The organism is Atopobium sp. oral taxon 810 str. F0209 (assembly GCF_000466405.1).
GTDB lineage: Bacteria > Actinomycetota > Coriobacteriia > Coriobacteriales > Atopobiaceae > Olegusella.
In genome coordinates, this window is sequence record NZ_KE952947.1 from 1 (window position 1) to 14,492 (window position 14,492).

Annotated in this window: 12 protein-coding genes and 1 pseudogene; 1 reads left to right on the plus strand and 12 read right to left on the minus strand. The window is 47.1% G+C overall.

The features are described 5' to 3' along the window. Positions 1–320 precede the first annotated feature (320 nt). Positions 321–1,241 (minus strand): MarR family winged helix-turn-helix transcriptional regulator, encoded by a 921-nt coding sequence (locus HMPREF9069_RS09375; protein WP_021625822.1) that lies wholly within the window; start codon positions 1,239–1,241, stop codon positions 321–323. A 259-nt stretch (positions 1,242–1,500) separates the two neighbouring features. Here HMPREF9069_RS09375 and HMPREF9069_RS03755 point away from each other — a divergent pair, with 259 nt between their 5' ends. After that, positions 1,501–2,715 (plus strand): cation diffusion facilitator family transporter, encoded by a 1,215-nt coding sequence (locus tag HMPREF9069_RS03755; RefSeq protein WP_021625823.1) that lies wholly within the window; start codon positions 1,501–1,503, stop codon positions 2,713–2,715. Here HMPREF9069_RS03755 and HMPREF9069_RS09705 read toward each other — a convergent pair. The 11 genes and pseudogenes from HMPREF9069_RS09705 to HMPREF9069_RS03810 form a co-directional block, all read right to left on the minus strand. Then, positions 2,687–3,762: pseudogene (locus tag HMPREF9069_RS09705) on the minus strand (ABC transporter ATP-binding protein). The gene HMPREF9069_RS03755 and the pseudogene HMPREF9069_RS09705 overlap by 29 nt on opposite strands. Before the next feature lie 2 nt (positions 3,763–3,764). Next, positions 3,765–4,151 carry an ABC transporter permease subunit gene (locus tag HMPREF9069_RS09550; RefSeq protein WP_035438399.1) on the minus strand — a complete coding sequence of 129 codons (387 nt, stop codon included), beginning with the start codon at positions 4,149–4,151 and terminating at the stop codon, positions 3,765–3,767. A gap of 5 nt (positions 4,152–4,156) precedes the next feature. After that, positions 4,157–4,552 carry a hypothetical protein gene (locus tag HMPREF9069_RS09555; protein ID WP_021625827.1) on the minus strand — a complete coding sequence of 132 codons (396 nt, stop codon included), beginning with the start codon at positions 4,550–4,552 and terminating at the stop codon, positions 4,157–4,159. 94 nt (positions 4,553–4,646) lie between these two features. Then, on the minus strand, positions 4,647–5,684 hold the full coding sequence (locus HMPREF9069_RS03775; protein ID WP_021625828.1) for an ABC transporter substrate-binding protein: 1,038 nt from the start codon (positions 5,682–5,684) through the stop codon (positions 4,647–4,649). Further along, complete coding sequence (gene fumC, locus HMPREF9069_RS03780; RefSeq protein ID WP_035438402.1) at positions 5,632–7,047, minus strand: class II fumarate hydratase; 1,416 nt, start codon at positions 7,045–7,047, stop codon at positions 5,632–5,634. The genes HMPREF9069_RS03775 and fumC overlap by 53 nt, the downstream gene beginning before the upstream one ends. Before the next feature lie 342 nt (positions 7,048–7,389). Next, the gene (locus HMPREF9069_RS03785) at positions 7,390–8,253 is read right to left on the minus strand and encodes a PfkB family carbohydrate kinase (RefSeq protein WP_021625830.1); all 864 of its coding nucleotides are present in this window, start codon (positions 8,251–8,253) and stop codon (positions 7,390–7,392) included. 46 nt (positions 8,254–8,299) lie between these two features. Beyond that, complete coding sequence (locus tag HMPREF9069_RS03790) at positions 8,300–9,268, minus strand: SIS domain-containing protein (protein WP_021625831.1); 969 nt, start codon at positions 9,266–9,268, stop codon at positions 8,300–8,302. A gap of 57 nt (positions 9,269–9,325) precedes the next feature. Continuing rightward, the gene (locus HMPREF9069_RS03795; RefSeq protein ID WP_021625832.1) at positions 9,326–10,171 is read right to left on the minus strand and encodes a sugar phosphate isomerase/epimerase family protein; all 846 of its coding nucleotides are present in this window, start codon (positions 10,169–10,171) and stop codon (positions 9,326–9,328) included. 8 nt (positions 10,172–10,179) lie between these two features. Next, positions 10,180–11,724 (minus strand): amidohydrolase family protein, encoded by a 1,545-nt coding sequence (locus HMPREF9069_RS03800; protein ID WP_021625833.1) that lies wholly within the window; start codon positions 11,722–11,724, stop codon positions 10,180–10,182. A gap of 84 nt (positions 11,725–11,808) precedes the next feature. After that, a complete protein-coding gene (locus tag HMPREF9069_RS03805) occupies positions 11,809–13,266 on the minus strand; it encodes a YfcC family protein (RefSeq protein WP_084170305.1) in 1,458 nt (485 codons plus the stop codon). Positions 13,267–13,568: 302 nt separating this feature from the next. Then, positions 13,569–14,297: a GntR family transcriptional regulator gene (locus HMPREF9069_RS03810; RefSeq protein ID WP_021625835.1), complete on the minus strand. Its 729-nt coding sequence runs from the start codon at positions 14,295–14,297 to the stop codon at positions 13,569–13,571. Positions 14,298–14,492 lie beyond the last annotated feature (195 nt).

Sequence of the window (14,492 nt, forward strand, 5' to 3'; positions counted from 1 at the left end):
AAGGCGCTTATTGAACCGCCTGTAGGGAAAGATACGGACAAAAGGTGCATTGTGAACCGCCTGTGGGGAAATGCGGGCAAAAGGGTGCTTCTTGAACCCGTTGTAGCCACACTTTAACAAGATGGTTCATCTTTCGAACTTGAGAAAAATCTGACCTGCCCTTTTGCGATTGCCGCACTCGAAACTTGAACCATTTGCGAAGAAGGCATACACACCAAATAGATTGGGACATACGCGCCAAACAAACAGCACACAAAAAGAGCCTACAAAAAGCACCCCTCAGGGAGGAGTGCTGAAGACGTGCATATGTCACAGAACTTTTAGTTGCTGCTACCAAAGCCACGGCCACTACGACCGCCGCTACCAAAACCTCCGCTACGGCGACCACCAAAGCGCTGGTTGCCACGGTCATTGTGCTCATAGCGAGCACTATGATTGGGACGATTACCACGGAAACCACCGCGATCATTACGCTCGCCGCGGAAGCCGCTACGATCTCCGCCACGCTCATCACGACCACCACGATAAGCAGCCCGGTCACCACCACGCTCATCATGCCCACGGAAACCGCCGCACCTGTCATCATGGCCATGGAAGCCACCACGACCCCCGCTACGTCTATTGTCATCGTGTCCACCACGGAAACCACCACGATCACCGCCGCGGAAGCCTCCACGAGGTCCACGATCCTCATCGCGCAGACCCAAAGCCTCCAATGATGCATTAAGGCCCTTGAGCAGTTCGACCAAGTCCTTGCGATCTTCTTCGGCAAAGCCAGGAATCAAAGCAGGCTCTACACTATCAGCGCTCTCATCCTCAGAAACGTCCTTGCCTTCCTCGGTTAAAGAGACTCGTATAATACGCATGTCAGGCTCTTCGGGCTGCACACGAGTAACTAGGCCCCGCTTCTCAAGATCAGCCAACAGTTCGTCCAAAGCGCGCAGGCGAGTACCCATCAGCTCTGCCATTTCTTTTTGTTCCATCTCAGGCTTGAGAGTCAACATTTTGAGAGCACGCTGACCCTCACGATCGCGCTCAGCAGCATCGCGACGCTCGTCGCCCATCATGCGCTGACGCTGACGCATCAAACGAGAGGCCTTCATCAACTCGTCCATAAACAACTTATCATCATCTGTCTTGCTTACTGCAGAGCCCTCCTTTACTGGCTCCGTCATTTCTGGCTCTTGGGCCCATTCAGGCAAAGTTTCGCGTGCCGGATCCATCATCTCGTTATCGTTCATATATCCGCATCTTTCTTCCGGTGCTCCCGCACCCGCGCTTCCACGCGACCCTGACCCCATGTCAAGGTTTTTCTAGACAGCCAGCTGCTGTCAAAACAAGTCTAAACTACCCAAGCAACATCCCTTGTAAACACAGCTGATTCACACGAATTTGTCCTGCTTATATACAAGATGCGCAGTTTATATCAATCCATGTACCTATAAAAAAGGCAAGCGGAGGGTACACTGTTTGCTAATCATCAATAGCTATGGAGAACGCATGTCCAACAATCAACAACAAAAAGCAGAGCAGAGCAAACAACCACTCGACCGCATTGCAATCGGTCGCCATGCAAGTATCATCTGTATCATCTGTAATGTTGCTTTAGCCACTGCAAAAGCTATAGCGGGCATTGCTGCAGGTTCTGTCTCGGTCATAGCCGATGCAGTCAACAACCTCTCGGATGCCTCGAGCAATATTATCTCGCTCGTTGGCTTCCAACTAGCTGGCAGACCTGCTGATGCTGAGCATCCCTATGGGCATGGTCGCTACGAATATGTTGCGGGACTGGTAGTAGCACTGTTAGTCATAGCTATGGGCATTGAGCTACTCAAAAGCTCTATTGAAAAACTCATCCATCCCAGCCCCACTGATTTTGGCACACTCACTGGCATTGCTCTGCTTGTCTCTATCTCACTTAAGCTCTGGATGATGCGCTACACACACAAGGTGGGCAAGCAGATCTCCTCCGAGACCCTCAAAGCAGCAGCTATCGACTCTCGTAATGACGCCCTCACAACCACTGGCGTGCTAAGCGCTGTCCTCATTACACGTTTAACTGGTATTAATCTTGATGCATGGGCTGGCCTTGCGATGTCTGCTTTTGTTATCTATAGTGGCATACAGCTTGTCAAAGACACAGTTGACCCCTTGCTGGGCCGCGCCCCTAGTGCAGAGAAAGTTGAGCACATCCGTCGTCGCATTCTTTCCTATCCAGGAGTACTTGCTACCCACGATCTTATGGTGCATGACTACGGTCCTGGTAGACAGTTTGCCAGTGCACATGTCGAGATGGCAGCCGAGCGCAACCCACTTGAAACCCACAAAATCCTCGACCAGATAGAGCAGGATTTTCTTTCCCAAGATGGTCTTCATCTGGTATTGCACTACGACCCGATCATCACCTGCGACCCCGAGCATACCGATTTACACAACAGCATCGCCCACCGCATACGCTCAATCGATCCCCGCCTGACCATCCACGATATACATGTCGAGGGTTCGCTTAGTGACAAAAAAACGGGCGCGACAATCTCTTTTGATTGCACGCGCCCACAAGGCTTACCTATGACGGACGATGAGCTACGTGAGGCTTTGAATAGAGTACTCAAGCCTCTCATTGGCAATAGCACACTCTCAATCGTTATTGACGAGGGCTACCTGCATATCGCCGATGATGTCAACTCTAAAGAACGTGAACATCCTCAGGGTTAAAGTCCACATATGCTGTGTCATCCACGTTGTAAATCTTCTTGTTGCGAGGGTTATATACAGCAAGTTTGACCAACGTTTGGCCAATACGAACATGATAGTTTTGATATGCGCCCATAAAGCGAGATAATACAATTTCACTTTTAAGCAGACCATGATCAGCCAAGGTCAGTGCCTCGGGACGCAAAACCAGCGCTGCATCGGCGCCCAGCTCTAGATGACTGACAGCCGTCACGGGAACCTTGAAGCCCTCGGTCTCCACAACACCTGTATCACCCATTTTTTCGGAAAGCTTTCCACGAAGGAAGTTTGACTCACCAATAAAGTCAGCAACAAATTCATCAACGGGATGGTTGTACACCTCGTGCGGACCACCAATCTGGTCGACCACGCCCTTTTTCATAATGATGATTTGGTCGGCAATCACCATTGCTTCGGACTGATCGTGGGTAACGTAGACCGCGGTGATACCCGCCTCCTGCTGGATACGGCGAATCTCGGTACGCATATCCACACGCAATTTGGCATCAAGATTGGAAAGCGGCTCGTCAAAAAGCAGCACGCCCGGCTCGATAACAAGTGCACGAGCCAAAGCAACGCGCTGCTGCTGACCACCCGAAAGCTGGTTGGTCATGCGATCTTCCATACCTTCAAGACCCACGAGCGCCATGATATGCTCAACCTTATCTTTAATGGTTGCCGCATCTAGTTTGCGCAGCTTAAGGCCATAGGCAATGTTGTCAAAAATGTTGTGTGCGGAAGCAAAGCATAGCTCTGGAAGACCATCGCCGTATCTCGTTTGTTAGGTGTAAGCTTGTTAATGGGAACCTCGCCCATAAAAATCTCACCCTCATCGGGGCTCTCAAAACCAGCAATCATACGCAAAATCGTAGTCTTACCGCAGCCTGAAGGGCCCAGCAGACAAGTAAACGAACCAGGCTCCATCATCAGATTGGCATCTTGTACGGCATAAAAATCTTTACCCGTTTTGGGGTCCTGATAAATCTTGGATACATGTTCCAAACGGACGCTCTGCTTTTCCTTGGCCATTGTTAGTCCTCCTCAACGCGGCTGGCGGCACTATTTTTGCCCCAACGCTTGATGATTGCATTCATGATGAGTACGGATGCGTAGGTGATAATAATCAAGATGGTGGCAAAGGCGCAGGCAATACCATACTGACCCTTACCTGCAAACTCGTTAATCTGGACAGTAATCATCAAAATCTTGGGCGAAACCAAAAGAATTACTGCTGAAATTGCAGTAATCGAGCGGACAAAAGTTGTCACAAAGCCCGAGAGGAACGAGTCTTTAATAAGTGGCAACGTCACAGTTTTAAATACCGTAAAACTATCAGCACCCATATCGTAGGCGCTTTCCTCAATAGACTTGTCAATCTGCCGCAAAGCCGAGATGCCTGAACGTGTACCAGTAGGCAAAGATCTCACAACAAAGACGATAATAAGGGCGGCGAGACAACAGGCAGCATAGAGACCACCTTAAAAAGCCCCGTCAAAAACTTTGTCTTAAGCTCAACGTACTCCTCAACATATGCAAATAGCAGACCTACTAGTGCCGACAGGATTCCAACGACAAAGCCCACCTTCAACGTATTTGAGATTGCTTTATTGAAAGACGGCATATTAAAAATGCGTTGGAAGACCTCGAGAGACAGGCCTTTATCGGTAATAACGGAGTCCACCAGCAGTATCGCAAGCGGGTACAGGATGAACAGCACGAGCAAGGCAATAAGCACCACAATGGTGGTTACCATGACGGGGTCGCCAAAGAATTTTGCCCTATCAAGTGCAGCGCCCTGCTTTGTCTTAGCCTTTGCCATGAGGCAATCTACCTCCCATCGGCAGTTAGGGCCAAGCGGGTATGTGCCCACTTGGCCCTAGAAATTCAAAACTCTAAAAAGCAATTAACGGGCCTTATTCGGTCTTAAAGCGATCGTCGCCACCGCCCAAAGCCTGCATGAGGTCGTTCTTGTACTTCTCGCTGTTCTTCTTTGCATCCTCAAAGTCATATTTCATGACATTGTCAGGATCAAGGCCGTACTCTGTAGCAACCTTGGGCTGCTCAACATCATCAATAACGAGGAACTGATAAGAGCCATTGCTCTGGGCGAGGCCAACGCACTCAGGACTCAATGCATACTCAAGCCAAAGCTTTGCCGCATTAGGATGAGCACAACCAGCAAACATTGCAGTAGCGCCAATCTCATAGAATGCACCAGAGCTAGGAACCTGCAGGCCAATATTGTCATAGCCGTTGTCAACAATCTGGTAAATAGCATCGTGAAGCATGCCGATACCAATGGTGCACTCTGCGGTACCCACAGATTTGGAAGGACCAGAGCCAGATTTGGTGTACTGAGCGATATTCTTATCAAGCTTCTTTAGGAACTCGATACCAGCTTCCTCGGAGCCCTTCTTTTGAATCATGGTATTCAGGAAAAGCAGGGCCGTACCAGAGGTGTTGTAGTTGGCCATCCAGACAAGACCCTTGTACTTCTCATCAAGCAGATCATCGTAATCCTTAGGGGCATCGAGTTTCAGGCGCTCAAGTTCCTCTTTATTGTACATGATGCCCAAGATGCCCTTGTAGATGCCATACCAGTCATTCTCGGTGGATTTATAGGACTCGTCAATAAGGTGCTTGGCATTCTCTGGCTCATATTTCTCAAGCAGACCCTTGGAGGAAGCAACGTTGTAAGGATCAGTAGTGCCACCAAACCAAACATCACCAGAAGGCTTGCCTTTCTCCTCCTCAATCTTTGCCTCTACCTCTTCGGTAGACAAACGCTGATAGGAAGTCTCAATGCCATAAAGCTCCTGGAAGTGGTTGCAAACAGCTGCGCCGTAGTCCTCCTCACAGGAGACGTAGACCACGAGGGAACCTTCCTTCTTGGCCGCATCAATCAGTTCGGCGCTCGCACCAGACCATATGCTCAGGATGAAAGACTTCATCAAAGTGCTCCGCTGTTAGAAAACCCAGTTCTATGCAAGCTTCGCGCAAGCCTGTACCCTCTGAATATGCTTTTTTTGCTACCTGAGCTGCATGTTCGTAACCAATTTCAGGAGAAAGCGCTGTTACGAGCATAAGAGAACGAGAGAGATTGTCTGCCATTTTGTCGATATTAGGCTTGATACCTGCTACGCAACGCTGCTCAAAAGAATTCATAACGTCGGCAAGTAAACGGACAGATTGCAAATAGTTATAGGCAATAACAGGCATAAAGACATTGAGTTCAAAATTACCCTGGCTAGCCGCGATACCGATTGTGGCATCGTTACCCATAACCTGTACAGCAGCCATTGTCACCGCTTCGCATTGAGTTGGATTAACTTTACCTGGCATGATTGAACTACCAGGCTCATTGGCAGGAATAGAAATCTCACCTAAACCCAAGCGTGGGCCCGACGCAAGCCAGCGTATATCGTTGGCAATTTTCATGAGATTGGCTGCAAGCGCTTTAAGTGCTCCATGCGAAAAAACCAGTGCATCTTTAGCAGAAAGTGCCCTAAATTTATTTGGATCAGTAACAAAGCCATATCCAGTAAGACCCGCTAGTTGTGTTGCTACACATTCAGCAAAACCTGCAGGTGCATTCAATCCTGTACCCACCGCAGTTCCACCCAAAGCAAGGCGCAAAAGTCCACTCAAGCTTGCCAAAATTTCTTCTTTTGCACCCTCAAGTAAACCACGCCAACCTGAGATTTCCTGCCAAAAACCTATGGGCACTGCATCCTGCAGATGAGTACGGCCACACTTCACCACACCCTGATTTTCTTTTTCAAGACGGACTAATGTGGAGATGAGGCAATCAAGAGCAGGAAGCAGCTGTTCTTGTAACGCGCAGACTGCCGCAACATGCATAGCGGTCGGATAGGTATCGTTACTCGATTGCGACATATTAATCGTGTCATTAGGGTGAATAGGCTGATCAAGGACGATGTTTTGCTCAAAAGCAAGTTGATTTGCTCGGGTGGCAAGCACCTCATTCATATTCATATTGGATTGGGTGCCCGATCCTGTCTGCCACACCACCAAAGGGAATTGCTCGTCCCATTTACCTGCAAGCACTTCATCAGCTGCTTGGCAAATGAGCTGGCAGCACGTCTGATTAAGACTTCCAAGCTCAGCATTGGCGAGGGCAGCGGCTTTTTTGATCCGCGCAAAAGCACGAATAATTTCGATGGGCATACACTCGGTGCCAATGGGAAAGTTTTCATGACTACGCTGGGTCTGTGCACCCCAAAGTGCATCGGCAGGTACTAACATCTCGCCCATCGAATCGTGCTCAACGCGCATTTCGCTACTCTTGCCCATGCTCTCTCCCCTCGTCATGCTTGGATGAGTCGAGTGTAGCAGTGCCAGTTAAATAGGACTATGGGATATATGTGTGTCTGACTATCTTTTTTCTTTTAGCAGCTAAAAAATCTTGTCTTACTGGGAAAGTCTTACCTTCTGTGGAAGTCTTACCTTCTGGGAAAGTCTTACCTTACTGTGGAAGTCTTGTCTTACCACGGTTTTCTTTGCTTAGTTAAATCTTTTAGCCCCATGGACGCATTTTTGGTCGGGATGCGACTAAATTTGGCTCCTCAGGGCTAAAAAATTTAACTTTCTAGAAAATACCTGTCCAACGGGAGATTTTGCCATCATTCACATCCCTTAGGCAATAGGAGTCCCATGACCCCAAGAGCCATCAAGGCCACAGACTTCAGAAGCAAAACCCGCTGCAAAGTCGAGAGCTTCAGCATAAGCATCTGCACCCGTTTTGTTCTGCTTGACTAAGGCAGCACACTTGACATTAAATGCGGTCAGAAAAGCGTCACCTGCACCCATTGCATCATGCATCTCCGCAACCGGCTTGGATTCTTGGCGATAATACTGATTGCCATCATAAGCAAGGCAACCCCAAACACCACGCGTCGCGGAAACAAAACAAGGCCCCAACTCTGCCACACGCCGAAGCTGATTTCGAGTCTCTTCTTCAGAAAGCTCGCTTGCGGAGAAAAAAGCATAGTCTACATAGGGCGCGATTTGCTGGTAATATTCCCAGCTTGAATCATCTGAAAAGTCAAAGGATAGTTTGATACCAGCATCATGAATCTTTGGCAATTCGCGCTCAGTAAAGCAATAGTTTCCTGAATGAACCACATCAAACTGTTTGAGATACTCCAAGTCAAAACGTCCAAGCACATAACGTGCATCGCCACGAATACCGCCCTCATTCGAGCCAAGAAAAATGCGGTCTCCTTGATCATCAACAGTCACGCGTGCCGCACCATTAGGGCCAATAAGCTGCTTGCATTTGACCAGTTCAATAGCCTCATCTTGCAGCGAAGAAATGACATGTTCTGCAGCAGCATCATTACCAAAAATCCCCATATAAGCAGAACGCTCAGCACCGCATTTCTTGGCATATACTGCAAAATTTACCGCATTACCACCAGGGTACATGGTGCCCGTATGCTCATAACAATCAACTACGTTATCGCCAAAGCCACATACACTTACATTCATCTGTTTCATCGTCAGTCCTCTCGTATCTGGAGCCGCATAAAACTGCGGGGATTTATTAGTAGCTGACTTTGCCCATATACCGGCGTATATCTGGATCGTGATTAAAGAGGCGTCCACGAGCAGCACGCAATTCACAGTTCATCATGTAAAACATTGCCGGTTCTAGATAATCACGCACCGACACATCAATGGCATCCATGCCGTAATCCTTGGCATCAAGTACCATCAGGGTGTCTGTATGGGTCTGCAAAAAATCCAGCGCACGCTGATCCATATCACGGTGGGCACCATCACTCATTTGCAGAAAATAGAACACGCCAGGCTCTGTACATTCAAAGGGTCCATGGAAATACTCTGCTGTATGGATGTAGCTACAGTGCTGCCACTGCATTTCCATAAGCGAGCAAATTGCAAAGCCATAGGTCTGACTGAAAGTCGGGCCCGAGCCCAGTATGTAGAAGAAGGGATGGCCCTTACAAAGAGCAGCGAACTGCTCGCTCATCTCGTTATTTATCTTGATACGGTCTGTGGCAATGATTTCATCAATCTGTCGCAAACCCTGCTGAAGCGCAGTGTAGTCGACGTATTCATCCTGCTGATTTATGACTTCGGCAGCAAGGCGCAAGCCAATACCTAGGGGAATCTCTGCGGTCGGAACCTCATGGCCCCAAGCATAAACCCAGCAGAGCCACTTTGCGCTATCGATAGCAGAACCTGCCTTATTGGTGAGCGCTATAACAGAGGCACCTTTAGAACAAGCCAACTCACCTGCAGCCATGACCTCAGGTGTTCCGCCAGAGTGAGAGCAAAGCACGACAAGGCTTTGTTCCCCCAAACGACGAGGCACCATTGTGGTAAATTCACGAGCTGTATAGTAGCCGGATTCTGCAGTCAAACTCTCAGTCTGCATGAGACAGTGAGCTGGATAAAGATCGATGATGGATCCACCACATGCAACCCAGTAAACCTGCTTGATGGCACTTTTCTCAGCAATTACTGCTTCTATAATTTCATGTATATTCATATTTTTCCCTTCTAATACATAACTTCATATATGCGATTGTCGTAATTGCTCTGCGCGTTAATCATCTACAAAAAACTTCTGAAATGCCGCAAAGTTCTTTTTATCCGCTTCACCGGGATTATTGAAGTATTTAAAGTCAGTTATTTCTTGCCCTAAATATCCCTCATATCCATAGGTATTGAGGTCGTGGACATACGCTGTCATATCGCGATTTCCATCACCCCAAATAAGATGTCCATATGGTGTGCCATCAATAAAGTGGATATCACGAATATTTTCTACGCCAAATTCTTCAAACCACTGGGCAATAGTTTCCCCTGATACTGCCATAGCACAGGTATCAATCATCAACTTCAGATTGGGATGACCAACCTCGTCATACATCCTGCGTGCATCGGTAATGTTGACCACCAGTTGACTCTCCTGGGGACGTAAAGTCTCCATCGCAAGTGTTACGCCAACTGTTTCGCCAAACTCTGCCAGACGATAGAGCATTTCGCGACTACGCTTCCACGCTTCTTCGCGGTTTTCATTCCAATAACCCCAACCGCTATTAACCGCCATCACATCGCAGTTAAGTTCAGATGCCATACGTAAGCCGTTGGTAAAATAGTCATAGGCGTGTTGCACATAACGTTCACCCTTTGCAGCAAATTGATATGGGTAAGTGCAATTTTCAGGTGTAAAGACATGCACTTTCATGCCACGTTTTTCAATCTTGTAGCGAATCTCCTTCGCATCAAAATAACTCAGACGATCCAGCTCAACATGGGGCATACCACCCCAAAGTTCAATGCTTTCAAAGCCTATATGCTGTTGAGAGTCAAGGAAATCATCTAACGAATAAAACAACCAATGAATATTCATCCCCGCTGGTTGATTACGTTTTAGATGTTCACTCATCGTTGCTCCTAAAGATTCTCATAAACAATGCGACCATCAGACAAAGTAAGCGCTACTCCTATATTGCGTGCAACTTTTGGATTGAGATGAAGAAGATTAGCTTCTGCAACAATAAGATCTGCTCGCTTGCCCGCCTCTAAAGTACCTACCAGCTGCTCTGAATAGCAGTCATATGCACCACCCACAGTCCAAGCACGCAAAAGCTCTGGAATAGTTAGCGTGTTTGCGACATTTGCCTGACCCCCATCATTAAAATAGCCACCACAAGCGCAATAAATAGACTCGCCTAAATGCGGGATAAGAAGTGGTAAATCTGTGGCACAGCAAATTTTGATACCAGAATCCTGCATCTTCCGACGATTCCAAAAATATGCAAAGCGTTCTGGTCCAATTTGGTGTAGCGCCATCTGTCGAATGTCTTCTACAGAATCAAGTATCTGAATTTGCGCATAGACTTCACAGATACCGCCCATTACACCAAAACACTCAAGATCACCAGGACTGGTGCATTCGTTATCCGTAATCGCATGACGGTTAACAAGGTGACCACTAGCATCTTTTTTACAACGATTAAAGAGTTCAATTGCATGACGCACTGCTCCATCACCTTGGCAGTGCAAAGAATAACGAAAATCTGCTGCATCAGCTGCAAGAGTCTCTCGCTCAATAAGCTCCCACTCCACAGGTACTTTGACACATTCAGAAGGGCTACTTGTATAGGGATTAATATACTCAGCCAAACCGTCTGCTACTCCTCTATCGGTCATACGGTTGTAGCCGCTAAATCCTAAAAAGCCATCCGTTAAGTGTTCGCGCAGCGCACGGCCATAAGCTAGATTTATTCCTGCTCCAACAGGTTGGCTCATCAGTGAAACACGAGCAGTCAATCGTTCTTTATGAGCAAGCTCCTCCATGACATCTATGAAGCCATAGTAGTCATCAAATGCCATTTCTTTAATCTGGGTCACACCACGTGCATTCAGCATATGCTGATAATTAATATATAGTTCTGACATCTCGGGAAGTGATAAATATTCTGGCATCATACGCCAAATCATTTCTGACCAGCATGCATCTGGGGTAAAAAGATAGCGTTCTTGTGCCACCTCATTCATCCAGCAAGTTCCTCTTCCTCGAGAAAATGCAACCACAGGACGCGAAGGAAAGGCTTCATCAAGTAGACATGCTTTTGAATGAAGCTCCAAAGCAGGATTCCAGCCATGCCCAAAGATTACTTGGTTCTCAGGAATCATATGAGCCCATTGCGTAAGGCAATCAATGCCTTCGGCCGCAGTCTTTATCCTCGCTAAATTGCAACCCAGACTATCAAGCACCCATCCCGAAAAAAAGGTGTGTGTATCTGTAAGACCAGGCATCACAAGTTTATCTTCTACGTCAATAACTCGCGAGGCATGAGAAGTGTATGGCAAAGCGAACCCCCGAGGACCAGTTGCCACTATTTCCCCGTCCTCAACAGCAACAAAACCATCGAATGATGTATCACTTGTTGCATCAAAGATATTGCGTGACAGAATAACTAGAGGATCTGACATGCAGGACACTCCTTTTTTAAAGCAGAGCAGATACTACTTAAGGGCGTCTGCTCTGCAATTAGTTCAATCAAAAACTAAGAGTGATTAGACGGGAAGGACACCTGAAATACCCGTCACCAAAATGCCAATCAAGGCCACGAGCAAAACAAACTTCCACGAGGTTTTCCACCACTGACCAAAGGAGATTTTGCAGACAGCTAGACCTGCAACCGTCATGCCTGCTGTAGGACTAATGGTGTTGAAGGTCTGATTTGCCATGGCGAGTGCCGTCACCGCTGCTTCGGGATTAACCCCCATAAGTTCGGTCAAGGGCCCAATAATAGGCATTGTCAGAGCTGCAAGGCCCGAAGAGGACGGAACAAGAAAACTCAACAAACCAAGTACTACATACATGATGGAGGTGTAGAGAACCTTGGGCATACCCGCAAGCATATTTGCAAGGAAATCAAGGATGGTATCAATAATCATGCCGTTTTCGGCGATAACGAGAATTGAACGCGCAAAACCAATAATGACAGCAGCGTAAGCGAAGTCTGCCATACCTTTGACGAATGCCTCTGCCATCTCACGCTCATTAAGACCGCCCACAATACCCGAAAGAATGCCCATGCCCACAAAGACGGCTGAAATCTCATCCATATACCAGCCCTTGGTAATAAGGCCCCAAACAATGAGGCCCATACCTGCGGCAAAAACAAGCAAAACACCCTTTTGGCGGCCAGTAAACTCCTCAGGCGTGGATTGATCAATAACTGCAAATTCCTCACGTTTTGCAGCGTCATCCTGGTAGGTAATTGAGCTTGTGGGGTTCTTTTTTACCTTACGGGCATACATCATGACCCACACAATTGCCAGCACTGTAAGTACTACCCACACAATTGCACGTAACCATAGCTGTGGATTGCCCTGAATGCCGACGATGCCTTGGGCGATAAGCACATTAAAGGGGTTTAACGTGGAGGCAATATAACCTGTTTGCGCGCCCATAAAACTCACCATAAAGGCAGTCATAGAGTCATAACCCATACCCATCATGATGGTCATAAAGATGGCAAAGAAAGGCAGGCATTCCTCTGACATTCCGAAAGTGGTGCCACCTATCGAAAACAGCGTCATCGCTACAGGAATAATGATGATGTCTTTATCCTTTAAATTTCCGATTAGGTGACTCATGCCCGCATTAATAGCATTAGTCTTGTTGATAATGGCAAAGGCACCGCCAATAAGCAGAACAAAAGCCACAACATCAGCTGCCTCTTGGATACCTTTTGTAGGAGCTTGGAATAATTCGAAAACACCCTGTCGGAGATCGACCTGCCCACCCGTTTCCTCATCAGTATATATTTTATCTACAGGCTTATAGGTACCCGCTACAGCAACTTCACGCTCGCCAGCAGCTGTATTAATTGTCTGTCGATCATACCTACCAGATGGGACAATCCAGGTAAGGATTGCAAAGGCAATCATCAAAATAAAGACGATTGTATACACGTGAGGAAGCTGAAACTTCTTCTTTGGCTCTTTAGCCTCTCCAGTAGCCATAGGTCTCCTCTCCACCATAAGTTCGACTTAGCTCTCACACGTAATACGTTATAGGTCGTATTATTTAAATGTGAAGAATACGCTATTCATATTATCAAGTTGTTATATAACGTTATATATCATGTAAGCGGTCGAAAATCAGTGGTATTCGGTAGATACCGCTTGTCTAGTTATGCCCGACAGTGCTTTCCGCACAACCAATCCGCACACATCTTAAGCACTCGGTTTTCCATGAAAATCAAGCGTAGATAATTCCAACCTACATTTTTTTGGAATCAAGGTCTACTGAATTGGTGTCACAACTAAATGTTGAAGATATAACGAGAGCCAGCAATGTATTGTTGACCTAAAAAGAGAGGGTTCCCATATTCATCAAGGAAATAATTATCCTCATAGAAAAGCGGATCTCCTACTGCCACCTGTAACGCATCCGCCTTCTCGGCATCAGCAAGCACAATTTCAAGCGTACAGAGTGCAGTTGCACTGGGAGTCAAATCCAGATGTTTCTTGATAAGCTCAAACTCCGAAACATCCTCAAGCTCTTCACTCAACATAAATGCAAATCGGTCCGTGGGAAAATAGTTATTCTCAAGCATAATAGGTATACCATCAGCGCAACGAACACGCTTCACATAAACAAGCTCGTCACTATCTCCTAGCTGCAAAAACTCCCGCGCTTCCTGGCTAGGAGCTACAACATCACGGGTCAATACATGTGCACTCGCTTCACGACCATCTGCACGGCATGCTTCCGTAAAGCTCTGCACATTGCTTTCAGGACAAATTTTACGTGCGAGTTTACGCGGATTGACAAAAGTACCTTTACCCTGCCGTTTAGTGAGATAACCTTCGTTTGCCAAATCTTCAACTGCTCGACGTACAGTAATTCGACTTACCGAGTAAATTTGAGACAGCTCCGCCTCAGAAGGGATTTTGTCGCCAGTATGATATCTACCAGATTGAATATCCGCCTTAAGGACATCCGTTATCTGCTTATAAAGGGGCGTAAGTGCGTCCTCATTGAGCTTCACTGCGACTCATCCTTTTCTTTCTAAAAGTCTCTTCACTCAGATATCGGCATGAGAGTAGTCTACTCTCATGCCGATAATACAGCTGTTTATATCAAGGGTGGCGCATCAACTAACAAACTAGCTCAAACGAGTGCCTGCAGGAACATCAAAGTCAGGAATTGCCAGCCCCATGATTCCGAAGTTTAACTAGACCCT

What these genes read in the sequence shown, in the direction of transcription:
- HMPREF9069_RS09375 (WP_021625822.1), bottom strand. Translation starts at nt 1,241, where the DNA reads ATGAACGATAACGAGATGATGGATCCGGCACGCGAAACTTTGCCTGAA.
- HMPREF9069_RS03755 (WP_021625823.1), top strand. Translation starts at nt 1,501, where the DNA reads ATGTCCAACAATCAACAACAAAAAGCAGAGCAGAGCAAACAACCACTC.
- HMPREF9069_RS09555 (WP_021625827.1), bottom strand. Translation starts at nt 4,552, where the DNA reads ATGGCAAAGGCTAAGACAAAGCAGGGCGCTGCACTTGATAGGGCAAAA.
- HMPREF9069_RS03775 (WP_021625828.1), bottom strand. Translation starts at nt 5,684, where the DNA reads ATGAAGTCTTTCATCCTGAGCATATGGTCTGGTGCGAGCGCCGAACTG.
- fumC (WP_035438402.1), bottom strand. Translation starts at nt 7,047, where the DNA reads ATGGGCAAGAGTAGCGAAATGCGCGTTGAGCACGATTCGATGGGCGAG.
- HMPREF9069_RS03785 (WP_021625830.1), bottom strand. Translation starts at nt 8,253, where the DNA reads ATGAAACAGATGAATGTAAGTGTATGTGGCTTTGGCGATAACGTAGTT.
- HMPREF9069_RS03790 (WP_021625831.1), bottom strand. Translation starts at nt 9,268, where the DNA reads ATGAATATACATGAAATTATAGAAGCAGTAATTGCTGAGAAAAGTGCC.
- HMPREF9069_RS03795 (WP_021625832.1), bottom strand. Translation starts at nt 10,171, where the DNA reads ATGAGTGAACATCTAAAACGTAATCAACCAGCGGGGATGAATATTCAT.
- HMPREF9069_RS03800 (WP_021625833.1), bottom strand. Translation starts at nt 11,724, where the DNA reads ATGTCAGATCCTCTAGTTATTCTGTCACGCAATATCTTTGATGCAACA.
- HMPREF9069_RS03805 (WP_084170305.1), bottom strand. Translation starts at nt 13,266, where the DNA reads ATGGCTACTGGAGAGGCTAAAGAGCCAAAGAAGAAGTTTCAGCTTCCT.